Origin of the sequence: Pontibacter korlensis (genome assembly GCF_000973725.1) — a bacterium.
Lineage (GTDB): Bacteria > Bacteroidota > Bacteroidia > Cytophagales > Hymenobacteraceae > Pontibacter > Pontibacter korlensis.
The window spans coordinates 3,877,550-3,891,737 of sequence record NZ_CP009621.1 but is presented as its reverse complement, the minus strand read 5'-3'; the positions used below and the strand labels follow the sequence as shown (position 1 = coordinate 3,891,737).

Annotated in this window: 17 protein-coding genes; 9 read left to right on the top strand and 8 right to left on the bottom strand. The window is 45.8% G+C overall.

The window, feature by feature from the left end; translation table 11 throughout:
- The first annotated feature begins 200 nt into the window (after window positions 1-200).
- From PKOR_RS16715 to PKOR_RS16700, 4 genes are all read left to right on the top strand, one after another.
- A complete protein-coding gene (locus PKOR_RS16715; protein WP_046314598.1) occupies window positions 201-1,034 on the top strand; it encodes a M48 family metalloprotease in 834 nt (277 codons plus the stop codon).
- Between the two features lie 54 nt (window positions 1,035-1,088).
- Window positions 1,089-2,234, top strand: coding sequence for an App1 family protein (locus PKOR_RS16710; RefSeq protein WP_046312247.1), 1,146 nt, complete (start codon window positions 1,089-1,091; stop codon window positions 2,232-2,234).
- A gap of 206 nt (window positions 2,235-2,440) precedes the next feature.
- On the top strand, window positions 2,441-4,090 hold the full coding sequence (locus PKOR_RS16705; RefSeq protein WP_046312245.1) for an alpha-amylase family protein: 1,650 nt from the start codon (window positions 2,441-2,443) through the stop codon (window positions 4,088-4,090).
- Window positions 4,091-4,136: 46 nt separating this feature from the next.
- Window positions 4,137-4,661 (top strand): GreA/GreB family elongation factor, encoded by a 525-nt coding sequence (locus PKOR_RS16700; RefSeq protein WP_046312244.1) that lies wholly within the window; start codon window positions 4,137-4,139, stop codon window positions 4,659-4,661.
- Window positions 4,662-4,685: 24 nt separating this feature from the next.
- Here PKOR_RS16700 and PKOR_RS16695 read toward each other — a convergent pair whose 3' ends face one another.
- Window positions 4,686-5,144, bottom strand: coding sequence for a YybH family protein (locus PKOR_RS16695; RefSeq protein WP_046312241.1), 459 nt, complete (start codon window positions 5,142-5,144; stop codon window positions 4,686-4,688).
- The gene (mtgA, locus tag PKOR_RS16690; protein ID WP_046314597.1) at window positions 5,134-5,868 is read right to left on the bottom strand and encodes a monofunctional biosynthetic peptidoglycan transglycosylase; all 735 of its coding nucleotides are present in this window, start codon (window positions 5,866-5,868) and stop codon (window positions 5,134-5,136) included. Before mtgA ends, PKOR_RS16695 begins: the two co-directional genes overlap by 11 nt.
- Before the next feature lie 235 nt (window positions 5,869-6,103).
- Here mtgA and PKOR_RS16685 point away from each other — a divergent pair, with 235 nt between their 5' ends.
- Together PKOR_RS16685 and PKOR_RS16680 are read left to right on the top strand one after the other, a co-directional pair.
- Window positions 6,104-6,739, top strand: a complete 636-nt coding sequence (locus tag PKOR_RS16685) for an LON peptidase substrate-binding domain-containing protein (protein WP_046312240.1) — start codon at window positions 6,104-6,106, stop codon at window positions 6,737-6,739.
- A gap of 21 nt (window positions 6,740-6,760) precedes the next feature.
- Window positions 6,761-7,990 (top strand): metallophosphoesterase, encoded by a 1,230-nt coding sequence (locus PKOR_RS16680; RefSeq protein ID WP_046312237.1) that lies wholly within the window; start codon window positions 6,761-6,763, stop codon window positions 7,988-7,990.
- A gap of 10 nt (window positions 7,991-8,000) precedes the next feature.
- On the opposite strand, the gene PKOR_RS16675 is transcribed toward PKOR_RS16680, so the two are convergent.
- On the bottom strand, window positions 8,001-8,906 hold the full coding sequence (locus PKOR_RS16675; RefSeq protein WP_046312235.1) for a diacylglycerol/lipid kinase family protein: 906 nt from the start codon (window positions 8,904-8,906) through the stop codon (window positions 8,001-8,003).
- A gap of 143 nt (window positions 8,907-9,049) precedes the next feature.
- A complete protein-coding gene (locus tag PKOR_RS16670) occupies window positions 9,050-9,862 on the bottom strand; it encodes a M48 family metallopeptidase (protein WP_046312233.1) in 813 nt (270 codons plus the stop codon).
- Window positions 9,863-10,082: 220 nt separating this feature from the next.
- Here PKOR_RS16670 and PKOR_RS16665 point away from each other — a divergent pair, with 220 nt between their 5' ends.
- Window positions 10,083-10,280 carry a hypothetical protein gene (locus PKOR_RS16665; protein WP_046312231.1) on the top strand — a complete coding sequence of 66 codons (198 nt, stop codon included), beginning with the start codon at window positions 10,083-10,085 and terminating at the stop codon, window positions 10,278-10,280.
- A gap of 78 nt (window positions 10,281-10,358) precedes the next feature.
- Here PKOR_RS16665 and PKOR_RS16660 read toward each other — a convergent pair whose 3' ends face one another.
- Window positions 10,359-11,168 (bottom strand): murein L,D-transpeptidase catalytic domain family protein, encoded by an 810-nt coding sequence (locus tag PKOR_RS16660; RefSeq protein WP_046312229.1) that lies wholly within the window; start codon window positions 11,166-11,168, stop codon window positions 10,359-10,361.
- A 256-nt stretch (window positions 11,169-11,424) separates the two neighbouring features.
- Between PKOR_RS16660 and PKOR_RS16655 the strand changes: the two genes are divergently transcribed.
- Window positions 11,425-11,835, top strand: coding sequence for a hypothetical protein (locus PKOR_RS16655; protein ID WP_046312228.1), 411 nt, complete (start codon window positions 11,425-11,427; stop codon window positions 11,833-11,835).
- Between the two features lie 33 nt (window positions 11,836-11,868).
- On the opposite strand, the gene PKOR_RS16650 is transcribed toward PKOR_RS16655, so the two are convergent.
- Window positions 11,869-12,264 (bottom strand): hypothetical protein, encoded by a 396-nt coding sequence (locus PKOR_RS16650; RefSeq protein WP_046312226.1) that lies wholly within the window; start codon window positions 12,262-12,264, stop codon window positions 11,869-11,871.
- Between the two features lie 315 nt (window positions 12,265-12,579).
- Here PKOR_RS16650 and PKOR_RS16645 point away from each other — a divergent pair, with 315 nt between their 5' ends.
- Window positions 12,580-12,813 carry a hypothetical protein gene (locus tag PKOR_RS16645; RefSeq protein WP_046312225.1) on the top strand — a complete coding sequence of 78 codons (234 nt, stop codon included), beginning with the start codon at window positions 12,580-12,582 and terminating at the stop codon, window positions 12,811-12,813.
- An 85-nt stretch (window positions 12,814-12,898) separates the two neighbouring features.
- Here PKOR_RS16645 and PKOR_RS16640 read toward each other — a convergent pair whose 3' ends face one another.
- Together PKOR_RS16640 and PKOR_RS16635 are read right to left on the bottom strand one after the other, a co-directional pair.
- The gene (locus PKOR_RS16640; protein ID WP_046312223.1) at window positions 12,899-13,357 is read right to left on the bottom strand and encodes a DUF4199 domain-containing protein; all 459 of its coding nucleotides are present in this window, start codon (window positions 13,355-13,357) and stop codon (window positions 12,899-12,901) included.
- Between the two features lie 59 nt (window positions 13,358-13,416).
- Window positions 13,417-13,881 carry a DUF4199 family protein gene (locus tag PKOR_RS16635; RefSeq protein ID WP_046312221.1) on the bottom strand — a complete coding sequence of 155 codons (465 nt, stop codon included), beginning with the start codon at window positions 13,879-13,881 and terminating at the stop codon, window positions 13,417-13,419.
- Between the last annotated feature and the right edge of the window lie 307 nt (window positions 13,882-14,188).

Here is a 14,188-nt window from a genome sequence, read left to right as displayed (position 1 = left end):
ACGAACGAAAAGCCCTTGGTTATCCGAGGGCTTTTTGTTTTTGCACTGTTTTGCCAGCCTTACTCCTGCAACCCTTGCCGCGGCGGCAAACGTAAAGCATGGTGCAGTACGCTTTGGCGCTATTCTGGCTATATATTTGCAGATGCCTATACACAAAGTATGCAGCAAAGCGTTGCACCTACATGAACATTTACTTTAATATGAAAAAGCTTATTTACACTCCACTGTGGATGCTGATGCTGGTAAGCCTACTGGCACTTGGCAGCTGCGATAGCAATGATGGTGTGATTTTCTCAATTCAGGACGACATCAACCTGGGCCAGCAAGTTGCCCATGAGGTAGACTCTACGTACCGCGCACAAGGTAAATTACTGGAGCGCAACAGTACGAATGCTAACACCCAGAAAGCTTATCAGAGCCTAGACCGCATCGTGAACCGTATCCTAACATCTGGTGAAGTCAAATACCAGCAGGAGTTTCCTTGGACAGTAAAGATCATCCGTGACGACGAAACCTTAAATGCTTTCGCCTCTCCAGGTGGACAGATTTATGTTTTTACCGGTCTTATAAAATACCTGAACGATGAGGACCATTTAGCCGGAGTACTGGCTCATGAGATAGCCCATGCCGATAAGCGCCATAGTGTAAAACAACTCCAACGCGACTATGGCATTGCGCTTTTGCTGCAGGTGGCACTTGGTAACAACCCTGGCACACTCCGCCAGATTGCGGCTCAATTAAGCGGCTCATTGGCAGGTCTAAAGTTTAGCCGCGATGCCGAAACAGAGGCAGACGAAACATCTGTAGCATACTTAGGCGGCACGAGCCACTACGCTTGCGATGGAGCTGCCGGTTTCTTTATACAATTGGAGCAGGAGTCGCAGCAGGGTACACCACCAGAATTCCTGAGCACACACCCAAGCCCAGATAACCGTATCCAGAACATACAGCAGGAGGCACGGGAGCGCGGCTGCAGCACCTCCACCGCACCTGACAGTGATTTACAGCAACTTAAAACTGCACTAGGTTTATAATGAGATAGAACTGCCTGCCCTTAACCAGCAGGCAGTTTCTTTTAAATAAAAACTATGAAGAACGTTAACAAGCACCTTACCCAGGCTATACTTAAAGGAGAAGAAAAGTTAGACCTGCTTACATTTCAGCTAAAGAACAAGCTGCGGCTAAACCGTCCCCTGCAGATTGTTACCTACCGTAGCTACGGCACGCCTGATCGCCTCTATGTTAAAGGTCGTGTGTTAGTGGATAAGGGCATACGTCAATCTGAAGAAACCGACACCACCTGGGAAAACCTGTTGAACATGTACCGAAGGTTCGAGAGCGACGAGATACCTAACGCTCGTGTGCAGCTCTGCCTGCAAGAGCAACTGTACGAGATAACCACTGATGTAGAAGGCTACTTTGTGATGAACCTACGCCCGGAGAAGCCCTTAGAATTAGCTGATAGCTGGCACCCGATTGAAATAGAACTAGTGGATGCTCCTGTACATAATTTCCAGCCGGGTATAAAGGAAACGGCCCACGTGTTAGTACCGCCACCTGATGCTGAGTACGGCATCATCTCTGATATTGACGACACCATTGTTAGAACCGGAGCGACCAGCTTACTACAGACAGGCAGAAACGTGTTGTTGAACAACGCGCATAGTCGCATTCCTTTTCATGGAGTGTCTCAGTTCTACCGCTCCCTGCAGTTAGGCCGAAACGGAAAACATAACAACCCATTCTTCTACGTAAGCTCCAGCCCCTGGAACAACTATGATCTCCTATACCACTTCCTGGAACTGAACGAGATTCCACAGGGGCCTCTCCTGCTCCGGGACTTTGGCATAGACGAGAACAAGCTGGGACACAGCGACCACATGAGCCACAAGTATAAAGAGATCCAGAACATCCTGATGACCTACCCGCACCTTAACTTTATACTTATAGGTGACAGTGGACAGCAAGATGCTCCTATATACCAGGAGGTGGTGAAAAATCATCCAGGCCGTATCATGGCCATTTACATCCGGGACGTGAACATTGAAAAACGCACACAGGCTGTGACCAAAATTGCTGATGAACTCAAACAAAGTGGCGAGGTAGAAATGCTGCTTGTAAAGAACACTGCCGCCGCAGCTGCTCATGCCGCCGAGAATGGCTTTATACTTACAGAAGAAGTTAAGGAAGTAGAAAAAGAGGTGATAGTGGACGAAGAAGGAGATACTGCCTGAACACCTATACCCAATTTATTTCAACCAAATTCTGCCACAGTAAGACCGCATGCTTACTGTGGTTTTCTTTTTTAGGTGTAGTCTTATGATGGTTTCTGCAACATATAATCCCTTAGTCCGCCTTAAGCAAATAAACCGTACTTGTACCCTCTCCCGTACAAGGCTTATGCTATATAGCACTTACAGCAGTAAAACACCCATTAACCATGATAGAAGAGCTTTGGTATAAAAATGCAGTAATTTATAGTCTTGATCTGGAAACCTTTATGGATTACAACGGAGACGGAGTCGGCGATTTTGAAGGCCTTACCCGCCGCCTTGATTACCTGCATGCCATGGGTGTAGACACGGTTTGGCTTGCCCCCTTCCAACCAACGCCGAACAAGGATAATGGCTACGACATCAAAGATTATTACGGTGTGGATCCACGCCACGGCTCCAGCGGAAATTTTGTGGAGTTTATGCACCAGGCTAACAAACGCGGCATCAAAGTGATCATCGATTTGGTAGTAAACCATACTTCTGTAGATCACCCCTGGTTTCAGAACGCTAGAACTGGTAAAGACGCAAAGTACCACGATTGGTATATCTGGTCTGAAGAAAGACCTGAAGACTGGGATGAAGGCATGGTGTTTCCGGGAGTGCAGAAATCTACCTGGACCTACGACAAAAAAGCCAAGGCCTACTATTACCACCGGTTCTACAATTTTCAGCCCGACCTGAATATGGCTAACCCTGAAGTTCGAGAAGAAATTTGCCGGATCATGGGGTTCTGGTTAGAGTTAGGTGTGGCAGGTTTCCGGGTAGATGCGGTTCCTTTTTTACTGGAGGTAACAACTACCGGTCCTAAGGAAGACAAACTCAACTTTAAATACCTACGTGAACTTCGACGCTTTTTGCAGTGGCGCCGGGGAGATGCTATTTTCTTAGGGGAAGCTAACGTATTGCCTAAAGACACTAAAAAGTACTTTGGAGAAGAGGGCGAAGGCATACACCTGATGTTTAACTTCTATGTAAACCAGTACATGTTTTATGCACTGGCCACAGGAGACATAGAGCCTTTGAAGGAGGCTTTAGAAGCAACACGTATTAATTTCCCTACCTCCCACTGGGCTAATTTCCTGCGCAACCACGACGAGCTGGACTTGGGGCGCCTAACAGATGAGCAGCGGCAGAAAGTATTTGCCCGCTTTGGGCCAGATGAAAACATGCAGCTCTACGGCAGGGGTATCCGGCGCCGCTTGTCTACCATGCTGGGTAACAGGCAGCAGAGTGAGCTGGCCTACAGCCTTATGTTCTCCCTCCCTGGAGCACCTGTTATCCGTTATGGAGACGAAATAGGCATGGGAGATGACTTGAGCCTGAAGGAGCGTGATGCTGTAAGAACACCAATGCAGTGGACTGCTGAAAAGCATGCCGGTTTTTCAGCGGCAGACAAGCTAATACATCCTGTAATCGACGAAGGCCCTTACTCCTATCAGCATGTAAACGTGGACAGCCAACGCCGTACCCCCGACTCCCTGCTAAACTGGATGACAACACTGGTGCGCTTGCGCCACGAATGCACCGAGATCGGATGGGGAGATTGGGAGATTTTAGAAACCAATAACGCACAAATATTGTGCATGTACTACAGCTGGCAGGGTAGTTCGCTTCTCATCTTTCATAACTTCGCAGAGAAAGCCAGTGAGGTTATTCTAGACCTGAAGGACAAGCAGATAAATAAACTGATAGACCTGATGCGTCAAGAGGAAAGTGTGGCTAACGGTAAAGGAAGGCACCACATTACACTAGATGCATACGGCTACCGCTGGTTCCGAGCTGAAGGTATAACCCACCTCATGCAGAAGGGTTAAACAAGTATAAGTTATATCTTATACTTCCACTTATTTGAATTTGACAATGAGTAGAGCGTTTGTAAAAGAAGACGATGCAGGGCAGCCACCTATCATACCACCCAGAGCTGCACTTCCACCGGGAGCTACGAATTATGTTACTCCTAAGGGGCTGGCAATGCTTCGTGCTGAGTTAACAGACCTGGAAACGGAGCGTTCCAGAGCAGAAGCAAACCATGAAGACGAAGCAAACAGGACCCGCCAGCTTACCATCCTGAATGCACAGCTAAATGCCCTGAACGAGCGGATAGCTAGTGCCAGAGTCATCGATCCAGCATCTCAACCAGCAGACGAGATAAGGTTTGGTGCCACCGTAACGTTAAAAACCATCAAAGGCGGCAAGCCTGGATTTGAACGCACCTTCACAATTGTTGGTGTAGATGAAGCCTCGGTAGCTGATGGTAAAGTAGCTTTTGTGGCCCCCATTGCCCGTGCTGTAATCGGCGCCAATGTGGGGCAAACTGTTACGCTTAAGTTTGGCCGTCACGAAGAAACTGTTCAGGTAACCGATATCAGCTATAGCTCGGATTAATGGCCTACTTTAGCTAACTATACCTCAACTCGAGTGGTCGGCAATTATCTTCCAGCCTTCAGGAAACTTTCTGAAGATTACAGAGAAGTGGCCCTCCAGATCTCCTTTAGCTGCTTCACGCTGTAAGTGCCATTTTCCTACTACCAGCATAGTTTCTGGTGACAGTTGTCTAAACTCTTTCAGGTCAAAGTTAAGCTTGCCCATGGCAGATACATCAGGATAGCTACGCTTATAGTTGTCCAGCGTCTGCTGCCAACCATAGGTAAGGCCACGCGAGCCAATGAACAAGAGGGAATCAGACTGCCAGTACCCCTGCATATAACACGCTAGGTCGCCACGGCTCCAGCAAGCTGCCTGCTCCTCCAGCACCTGTCTTACTTCAGAATTAGCCTGAGCAACTGTACTGGAGCTTTGGCTACTCTTGCAAGCTGAAAAGCCTGATAGGGAGAGTGTCAGCAAAAAGTATAGCAACTTATTCTTCATCAGTCTGAGGTAAAATTTCTTTTATATAGTTGGATCCACCCAAACGCCCCATGGCACGGGCAATCCGCACACGGCGGGTATAAACGTAGCCAGAAGGATTCTTTGCTGAAAACCTGATTGGATTGGGTAATACTGCCGCCAACAGCGCCGACTGCTGCCGTCCCACCTCTTTGGCAGGCTTCTTAAAGTATTCCTGTGAGGCAGCCTCCACACCAAAAACGCCGTCGCCCATTTCCGCAATGTTTAGGTATACTTCCAGAATGCGCTGCTTACCCCAGAGTACTTCTATCAGCACCGTAAAATAAGCTTCTACAGCTTTTCGAAGGTAGCTTCGTCCATGCCATAAGAAAACGTTTTTTGCCACTTGTTGGCTGATAGTACTACCGCCCCTGATTTTACCTCCTTTGCGGTTGCGCTTAAAAGCATCCGATATGGCATCAAAATCAAAGCCACTGTGCTGCAGAAATTTTTGGTCTTCAGAGGCAATCACAGCCAAAGGCAGCTGCTCCGACATCTCCTCAAGAGAGACGAACTTATACTTTATCCCGGGGTTTTCTTTACCGGCAGCACCAGCTTCGGCCCTACGCTGGATCATGTGCAGTGTTACCGGTGGTGCTATCCAGCGGTATACCAGTACCCATGCCACGCTTATTAGAAAAAGGCTGAGCATTAGCTTTATTACAATCAGCTTCACCTGCCTCAACCCCAATCGCTTTTTAGCCATTCCTGTGCTTTTTCTTTTGGGCGCAAAGGTAAGCAGTTTAGGATATTTTCCTAGCCTCAACAGCTTGTGTGCCCAACGCAACAGCCTTTGTAAGCGTAGGGTAAACAACAAGCCTTAGCTAAACGGTAGCTTGTATCAGGATGCCCACACTTAAAACTTCAAAATTAAGGGCTATTATGTAAAAGAGCTTTGCAACTTAGGCTATAGCACGTACCCCTACAACCCTTATATACCTATGAAAAAGTATCTGCCGCTATTTCCGTTAAGCATTGTGGTTTTTCCGGATGAGAAGCTGAACCTGCATGTTTTTGAGCCCCGCTACAAGCAGCTTGTAATGGATTGTGTGGAAGAAGGCAAAACATTTGGTATACCAACCTACATACAGAATGGCGTGGGCCTCTATGGCACCGAAGTGGAGATCCTGAACATAGAAAAAAAGTATGATAACGGCGAGATGGATATCCGCACCAAAGGATTACACATTTTTAAGATTTTAAAGTTTGATAAGATGGCACCTGGCCGGCTATATGCCGGTGGTGACGTAGAGATAGTAGAAAATAAGTACGACGAAGACGTCATCACTAAGCTAAAAATCAGGGAAAACCTGGAGAAGCTTTATGATGTACTTGGCTTAGGCAATCTGTACATGGAGCTTCCTGAAGACTTTAAGAGCTATGACATAGCGCACCAGCTAGGCCTGAACACAGAGCAGGAATATACGCTACTGCAGCTACTAAGCGAGCAGGACCGGCAGGAAGCAATTTTGCTGCACCTGCAGCAGGTGTTGCCTGTTGTGCTGGAAACTGAGAAGCTGAAAGAGCGCGTGCGCCTGAATGGCCATTTTAAGAACCTGACACCCCCAAACTTTTAAGCGCCCGGCTGTTTATAGTTTATGCTGGTATACTTTCTGATAATAATCCCGGTACTCACACTCTCTTTCCTTGCCTTTAACTATTGGCAAGAGCGCAGGTACAGGCGCAAACCTTTCTATAAACTTTCTGATGTAGGATGGCAAAGACAAAACCCTCCCGCACAGGAGGAGGTGGTGCACTCGGTTGCGCTAATCGGAGATATAGGCGCTGTAGCAACCGATGGCACTGATCCTGTTCTGCAGCTTGTAAGGCAATGGCAGTTGGAGGCGCAAGACAAAGGCTCTATGATCTTCCTGGGAGACAACCTCTATCCTATTGGACTTCCAGAGACAGGCAACCGGCACCGTGCACTGGCTGAGGCACGATTAGATACGCTAATTGAAAGTGTAAAATGTTACTCCGGGCAAGGCATATTTATCAGCGGCAACCATGACTGGTTTAAAGGTCGTGAAGGTGGCTACGAACAAATGCTCAGGCAGGAGCAGTACGTGCAGGAGCACCTGCCCCAAACTCACAGTTACCTACCACCAAAAGGCTGCCCCGGCCCTACCAGTTTACAGCTTGCAGCAGGCCTGCTACTGGTGGTCATCAATACACAATGGTTTGTTCAAAGGGGGTTTAAACCACTAGGCAGCAAGTATGATTGTCCTTATACTGATATAGAAGAGTTTTTTGTGCGCCTCAATAAGCTACTAAAGCGCAATACCCATCAGCATGTACTTATAGCAGCGCATCATCCTTTGTACAGTAATGCCATGCATGGAGGCAAGTTTACTATAAAACAGCATGTCTTTCCACTAACAGCGCTGCATAAGCGTTTCCTTATACCTTTGCCTTTATTTGGATCACTTTACCCTTTTTATAGAAAGATGTTTGGGGCCTACGAAGATATGTCGCACCGCAAGTATAAACGTATGCGCAAGCGCCTTCTCCGCATCTTTCATCGCTACAACAACATCATATATGCGGGAGGGCACGACCATAACCTGCAGCACTTTGAGGTGCAGGGCAACCACTACATTGTGAGCGGCTCTGGCAGTAAAACTGCCTTTGTAAAAAAAGGAGGTAGAGCCACCTTCACTCTCGAAGAACTGGGTTTCTTTGTATTAAACTACTACCAAAACGGAGAAGTATGGATTGAGTGCCGTGTTGTTTCCGACACAGATGAAGGCGGTCAGGTTGCTTTCCGTAAAAAAGTAAGTACAACAGTTCAGAACTTCGCTAAGCAGGATTTTCCTCAACCCGCATAGCTGCAGGAAGCTAAACATCTTGTTCCGGCACAGGTAGTATCACCTTGAGGCTCTTGGGATGCATTTCCACCTCTATTACCTCAGCAGTCTCAACAGGCTCTCCATCAATATGCATTACCTCCCTATTGAAGTTGTATATGGTGGCACGCTTACACTTAAGAATGCGGGTATAAACGCTGGTATCTATGCTGTCGGTGTACAGCTTGTATAGTATGCCTATGCTGGCTGTTCTGGGGAAAGGTTCTATCAGGCAGATTTCAAACTTTCCATCGTTTAAGATACCATCTGGGTTGATGCTGGCGTTAGAACCCCAGGCATTTGCGTTGGCAACAGTAACCATGAATGCCTTGCCCTCAAAGGTATCTGCATCTGTCACGATGCGATAGTTCTTTGGCTCATACCCAAGGTACTCCTGTAGCGCAATCCAGGCATAGGCTCCTGGCCCACGTGTGTCGCCCTCGCAAAACTGCTTTACCACCCAGGCATTAAAGCCAAGGTCACTCAGATGTATGGATGGCTTGCCATTAAGTGTGATGGTATCGATGTTGCGAATAACATTTGTATGAATCAGCTGTAGCGCCTCCTCTGTATCCTGCGGTATGTCAAGATCTTTCGAGAGGCCATTGCCAGAGCCCATGGGCACAATACCGAGTGGTATGGTGGTACCAATCAATAGCGAGGCTACCAAGTTTACGGTACCGTCCCCTCCTATGGCATATACACCATCGTATAAGTTTTCTTGTAGCTTCTTTTTAAGTGCTTTCTTATCATTATCTCCAGTAGTGGGATAAATTTCCTGCTCAATCTCATGCTCTTTACATATGGCGGCAATATCCTCTTTCAGGTCCTCTTTGTCTATATCGCCGGCAATGGGATTTAACACGAAAAGCAGGTTCTTGTGCCTGTTCAAGTTCATTCTATTGTTTATGTGCTGATGGTTGTGTTACGCAAAAAATGGCAGAAAGTAAGGGTAAGACCTAGGTAAGTGAAAGCAGTAAATCGAAAAGCCCTGCCAGTTAAGCCTAGGAATTTAACTGGCAGGGCTTTTCTGTTTTCTAGCTACTGAATTAAGCCTTCTGGCAGCCCCTCCGGATACTCCTCCTGAATGGCAGACTCTATCCGCGCCACCCGATTCCCAGGATTTGGGTGAGTCTGTAAAAATTCTGGACCACCACGAGATCCACCACTTGCTTCCTCCAGAATGCGCATCACCTCAATCATTGCGCGAGGATCGTAGCCTGCTGCCCCTGTAATTTGTACAGCCAGTTTATCTGACTCCAATTCATCATCCCTACCGTAACTCATGTTCACTAACTGCCCTATCATGGCCGCCACGGCAGCACCCGAACGGCTGGCAGGGTTTTCTGGATCGTAGGTGGCAATAGCAGCAGCACCAGTCAGGTCTTGTGTAAGCTTGGCTTTTGCTAACTGCTGTGCCGAATGCCGTGCTACCACATGCCCGATTTCATGCCCCAGCACCCCTGCCAGCTGCCCTTCTGACTCAAGCCGCTTTAGCAGACCAGCAGTGATAAATATCTGCCCTCCTGGCAGTGCAAAAGCATTCACAGTTTGCTCGTCTGCCAGCAAGTGAAAATCAAACTGGTACGGTGTATCCTTAACTCTGGTAATATCCACCAGTCGCTGACCAATTGCTTTGATTTCTTGGGCAGCCTCCTGGTCAGGGTGCAGCCCTCCGTACTGCTCCGCCATCTGTGGCGCTGCCTGCAAGCCAAGCGCAATCTCTTGTTCTACCGTCATGTCTACCCGCTGCTCTTCCCCTGTGAACTCGTTTGTTTCAGAACTGCACCAGTAGGTAACAAGCGAGACGGCAGCCACCAGTATGGCTATAATAAATTTTATAATTGCTCTCATCTATAAATGGTGTTGTATATAGCTTACATAGCACAAACTAAGGTGCTGTGTACATGGAAAACGTGCAAGCAGAGTAGCTGGTTGTATAGCGATACGAAGAAGACTAAGACCTGGGCAGGAAGTAATATATACGACAATGTTTATACTTTATGCGGCAAATCCCGTACTATCACATACTCGGGGCTATGAGCCGCAAAGAGTATAACTAATTAATATAACTATGAACCAGAAGAGAACATTTGGCACCATACTTACCCTACTAGGTATTGTAGGTATCATTTGGGGTGCCTATGCCTTCCTTATGGGAGGTGATGGCGGTGTGATAGGTAAATACACCTCTGTCGTTCCGTTCTTGGTTGGTTTGATCTTCTTTTTCTCTGGAATTAACCTGATCAAAACAACCAAAGACGAGGCTTAAAATTGATAACCTGTATAAGCAAAAAAGCCATCTGCTATTAGTCTAGCAGATGGCTTTTTCTATATTGAATGTTCTTACTCAGATATTAATAACGTCAGCTCCTGCCTCAGAGGCATAAAACTCTACAGCCTGGCCGTTATCCAGGTAACGGGAAGCGTACTTTGTATCATTTCCGTGGATGTAAAGAACTGTTTTGTCCTTGATAGTCTCTATAACGTCTTTAGAAACCTCACTAGGCACTGAGGGGCATCCAAGGCTGCGGCCCAAACGACCATACTGCTTCACAAAACTCTCACTTACATAATCTGCACCATGCACCACAATAGCTCTTTCACGGGCATTAGAATTATACCCTTGATCCATACCATCTAACCGAAGCGAAAGTCCATGCTTGCCATAATAAGTGGCATCAGTCAAGTAGAAACCCAGGCTGCTCATGTTAGAATTCGGAACATTAGAAAACTTAGTAGCTTTATCGTTTCCTGTGTTACGGCCATGCGCAACCAAAGTATTATAAAGTACTTTCTTTGATTCTAAATCAATTACCCATAGCCGCTTTTGCGCACTAGACTTGGTAAAATCAACCACAGAAAGCACTGATCTTTCTGAGGAGACCATTCGCAGACGCTTAAAATTCTGAAAGCCTACCATAGCCTTCTCGAAGACTTCATAAGACAATCCTTTTTGCTTTAAGCCTGCTGCCTGATACAGCTCCTGTACGTGATTATTAAATGCTGCTACTTTAGCTTCTGCTGCACTTGCACCATTAAATGCAACACTCTCAGCCCCTGCAACGAGAATAGCAGGGGCATCTGAAGTTTGCTCTGAAGCAGGTGAAGTAAAAGAAAGTAGACCAAGGGTGATAGCAGTTAAGAACACTCTTATCATAAGTTTAGATTAAGCTTTCTGTATATGAGTTCGTTTTAGCAACATGCATTTCCGTGGAAATTGTTCCACCAGAGGCTTTTTCCCTCCTCCTGTACCTGTCTATTGCAGGGTTGTTTGCGGGTAAAAACAAAGACCCTCAGCCACTTACACCTACATAAACGTATGCCAATAAGCTGATCTTATAATCAATCCACCATATGTTTTTTATGCATTACCTTGTGTGGCAAAAGTTCTTGCTGCAACTTTATGTCAACAAATGAAGAAGATAGTGTCACCAAAAATAAAAACACAGCTGCTAGGTTTACTGCTACTGAGCGCCTGCTCCACCCCGGATAGCATGAAAGGCTTTGACAGCAAAACCTGGAAAGATGACCGTGATGCCTGCCAAAATCAGCGAGCAGCCTTGGTAGATGATTTCGAGCAGATCAGGAAGGAACTGTATGGCAAGAAAGAATACGTAGTCCGAAATGTACTGGGCAAGCCAGACAGTGAGGAACTAATGGAGAGAAGCCAGCGCATCTATTTTTACTACATAGAGCCGGGCACCCAATGTGATAGCCGTAACGAGCTGTCGGAGGCAAACCGGGTGCAGGTAAGGATAAACTCTTTAGGTAAGGTATCAGAAATCACTTATTATAAACCTGTAGAAACACAAAAGCCCGAATAGTTCGGGCTTTTGTGTTTTGCTTATCAAAGGTTATTACTCCTCTTTTTCAGATATCATTTGCAGGTGCATCCTACCTTCCAGTTCCTGGTACTCCCTAAGCTGTTGTGGCGTTAATACTGCCTTCAGCTCTTTGTCATTTTTGGAGTGTATGTTTATGAACTCTCTGTTTCTCATAGATGGGTCATGGGCAAAAGTAACTTCCGCCTGCTGCAGTTGCTGGTAGCGGCTTTGATTCAGCTGAGCCACTTGTGTATACTGCTCCTCTGTCAGGTTAAGCTCCTGCCTCATTTCCATACTTGCCATTGCCGGTCCATCCACCTCCATCGACAGCACCGCTATATCCAGGGCATCGTCTGTAACATGCAGACGCTGGGCATAGCTCGCTGAGCCTATCAACAGCATTACAAGTAATAGTAAAGATTTTTTCATTGTAAAATGTGTTGCACGTAAATCTTAAGTTAGGTTTATTCTTTAGCCTGTTTAACGTACAACTTCTACAGAAGTTTAAGAAGATTCAGTATTTATTATATTATATTGTTATTTATTTGGAATTTTTTTTTAACAATAAGAAGCATCTGCTCTACAAGTCTTCAAGGAGCATTCTTTAACTAAATACCCGCTTTCTTTCGCAACAATACCTTCTTTATGAGGTATACCTAATATATAGAATCCTTAATAGGACTTTTTTGCACGTACAACTGCGGCACTTTTCAATTTTAAAGGCCCCTTTATAACTTTTATAACATGAGGACAAGATTTTACAACCCCAGTAAACTGGAAGTGAATTTCGCAAAAGCCATAAGAGAGCTAACAGAACAAGTAGAAACGAAGCTAGATGAGGGTGAGCGGGTTATAGACACGAAATCAATTCATGATGCAGACAACCCTATGGTTATTTTTAAGCTTGAAGACAAGGAAGGAGATCTCCATGAGGTAGTGGTACAAGTTATTCAACGCCCGGACAGCATCGTTAAGTAAAGATACATCAGCCCCTAAACAGAAGAGCCAGCTATTTTGATAGCTGGCTCTTCTGTTTAGGATTACTTTCTATATGTAATTCAGATTAGGGTGCACCTGGAAATTTGTGCTGTCGCTGCTTAAACCACTGCATGGCGATAAAACAGATCATAAACCCGGAAATAATGCCTTCCAGCATCAGCACTGAGAAAATAACGACTCCAGGAGTTGACTCTACCCGCTCTCCAAAGTAACGTTCAGCTGAGAGCATTTCAATCATAGCCTCACCTGCCGTTTTAACATAAATCACCATGAAAGAGGCAAACAACACAGTTGCGACTACCGCTGTTATAAGGCCTGTACCTAAGCCTTTGAAGTATGCCACCTGGCCCTGTGCAAACTTTTTATATGCCTTCAGGGCGAACACTATACCCACCGCCATAATTACACCATTCAAAAAGCGTAGCTCTACAATATGCACTAGTCCGAGCAGCTTCATCAGTAAAAAGTATGCCATAAGCCCTGCAGCTGTCAATAGCCCGTACTTCAGGCCAATCTTTTCCATAGTTGCTAGCGTAGTTTAAGGAATGCAATTTTTTCTACCGACACTCGTATTCTTAAGGTTTAGTCTGCCATAGTATGCTCAGGCCGTTTGAACCATTGCATTGCAATAAATGCAACCCATAAGCCAGGTACCGTGCCATACACAATGGTTAGGACAAACAGCACTAATCGGCTGAGACTCTCTGGGAATAAAGAACTTGCCTGTAGCGTACTTAAGTACTCCTGATCAGCTATGCTCAGAAACAGCATTAGAAACAGCGCCAGTAATGCCGAAGACACCGCACCCACTGTAGCCCCTATCGCCAGGCCCTGAAAATACTCAATCAAACCATTCTTAGCGCGTTTGAAATTGGAGATTGCCACACAAATGCCGATAACTAAGAATATTCCGCTAATAAAGGATAGCTCAACAATGTCTGTAAGCCCAAGCGCCCACATTAACAGAAAGAAAGCTATGTGGGCAATGCCTACCAGTATCCCATACTTAATAGAGACCTTCTGATAAGTTACCTTAGGAGATGCCATATTATACTTTAGTTTAAAGATTTATCAATCAATTACCTTAAAATGAACAGTTTGGCACTATTGATGGTTAAATATCTAAGTGTCCTGCACCGACTTACGCACAATTAACAATGATGTGGTGTCGAATATTATTAAAACTATATACCTAAGTTAGTGCAGTGGCGTTGTGGTTTGGCCATGTTTTTTTAAGATTAGTGATCAAAAATGGCTGTGTCTTAATTAGATGCGAAAAAGCTTAACCTATTCTTTATAGGCACGAAAAGCATAGAGGACGCCAAACAACATATTTATTTTGTAGCTTTACAGC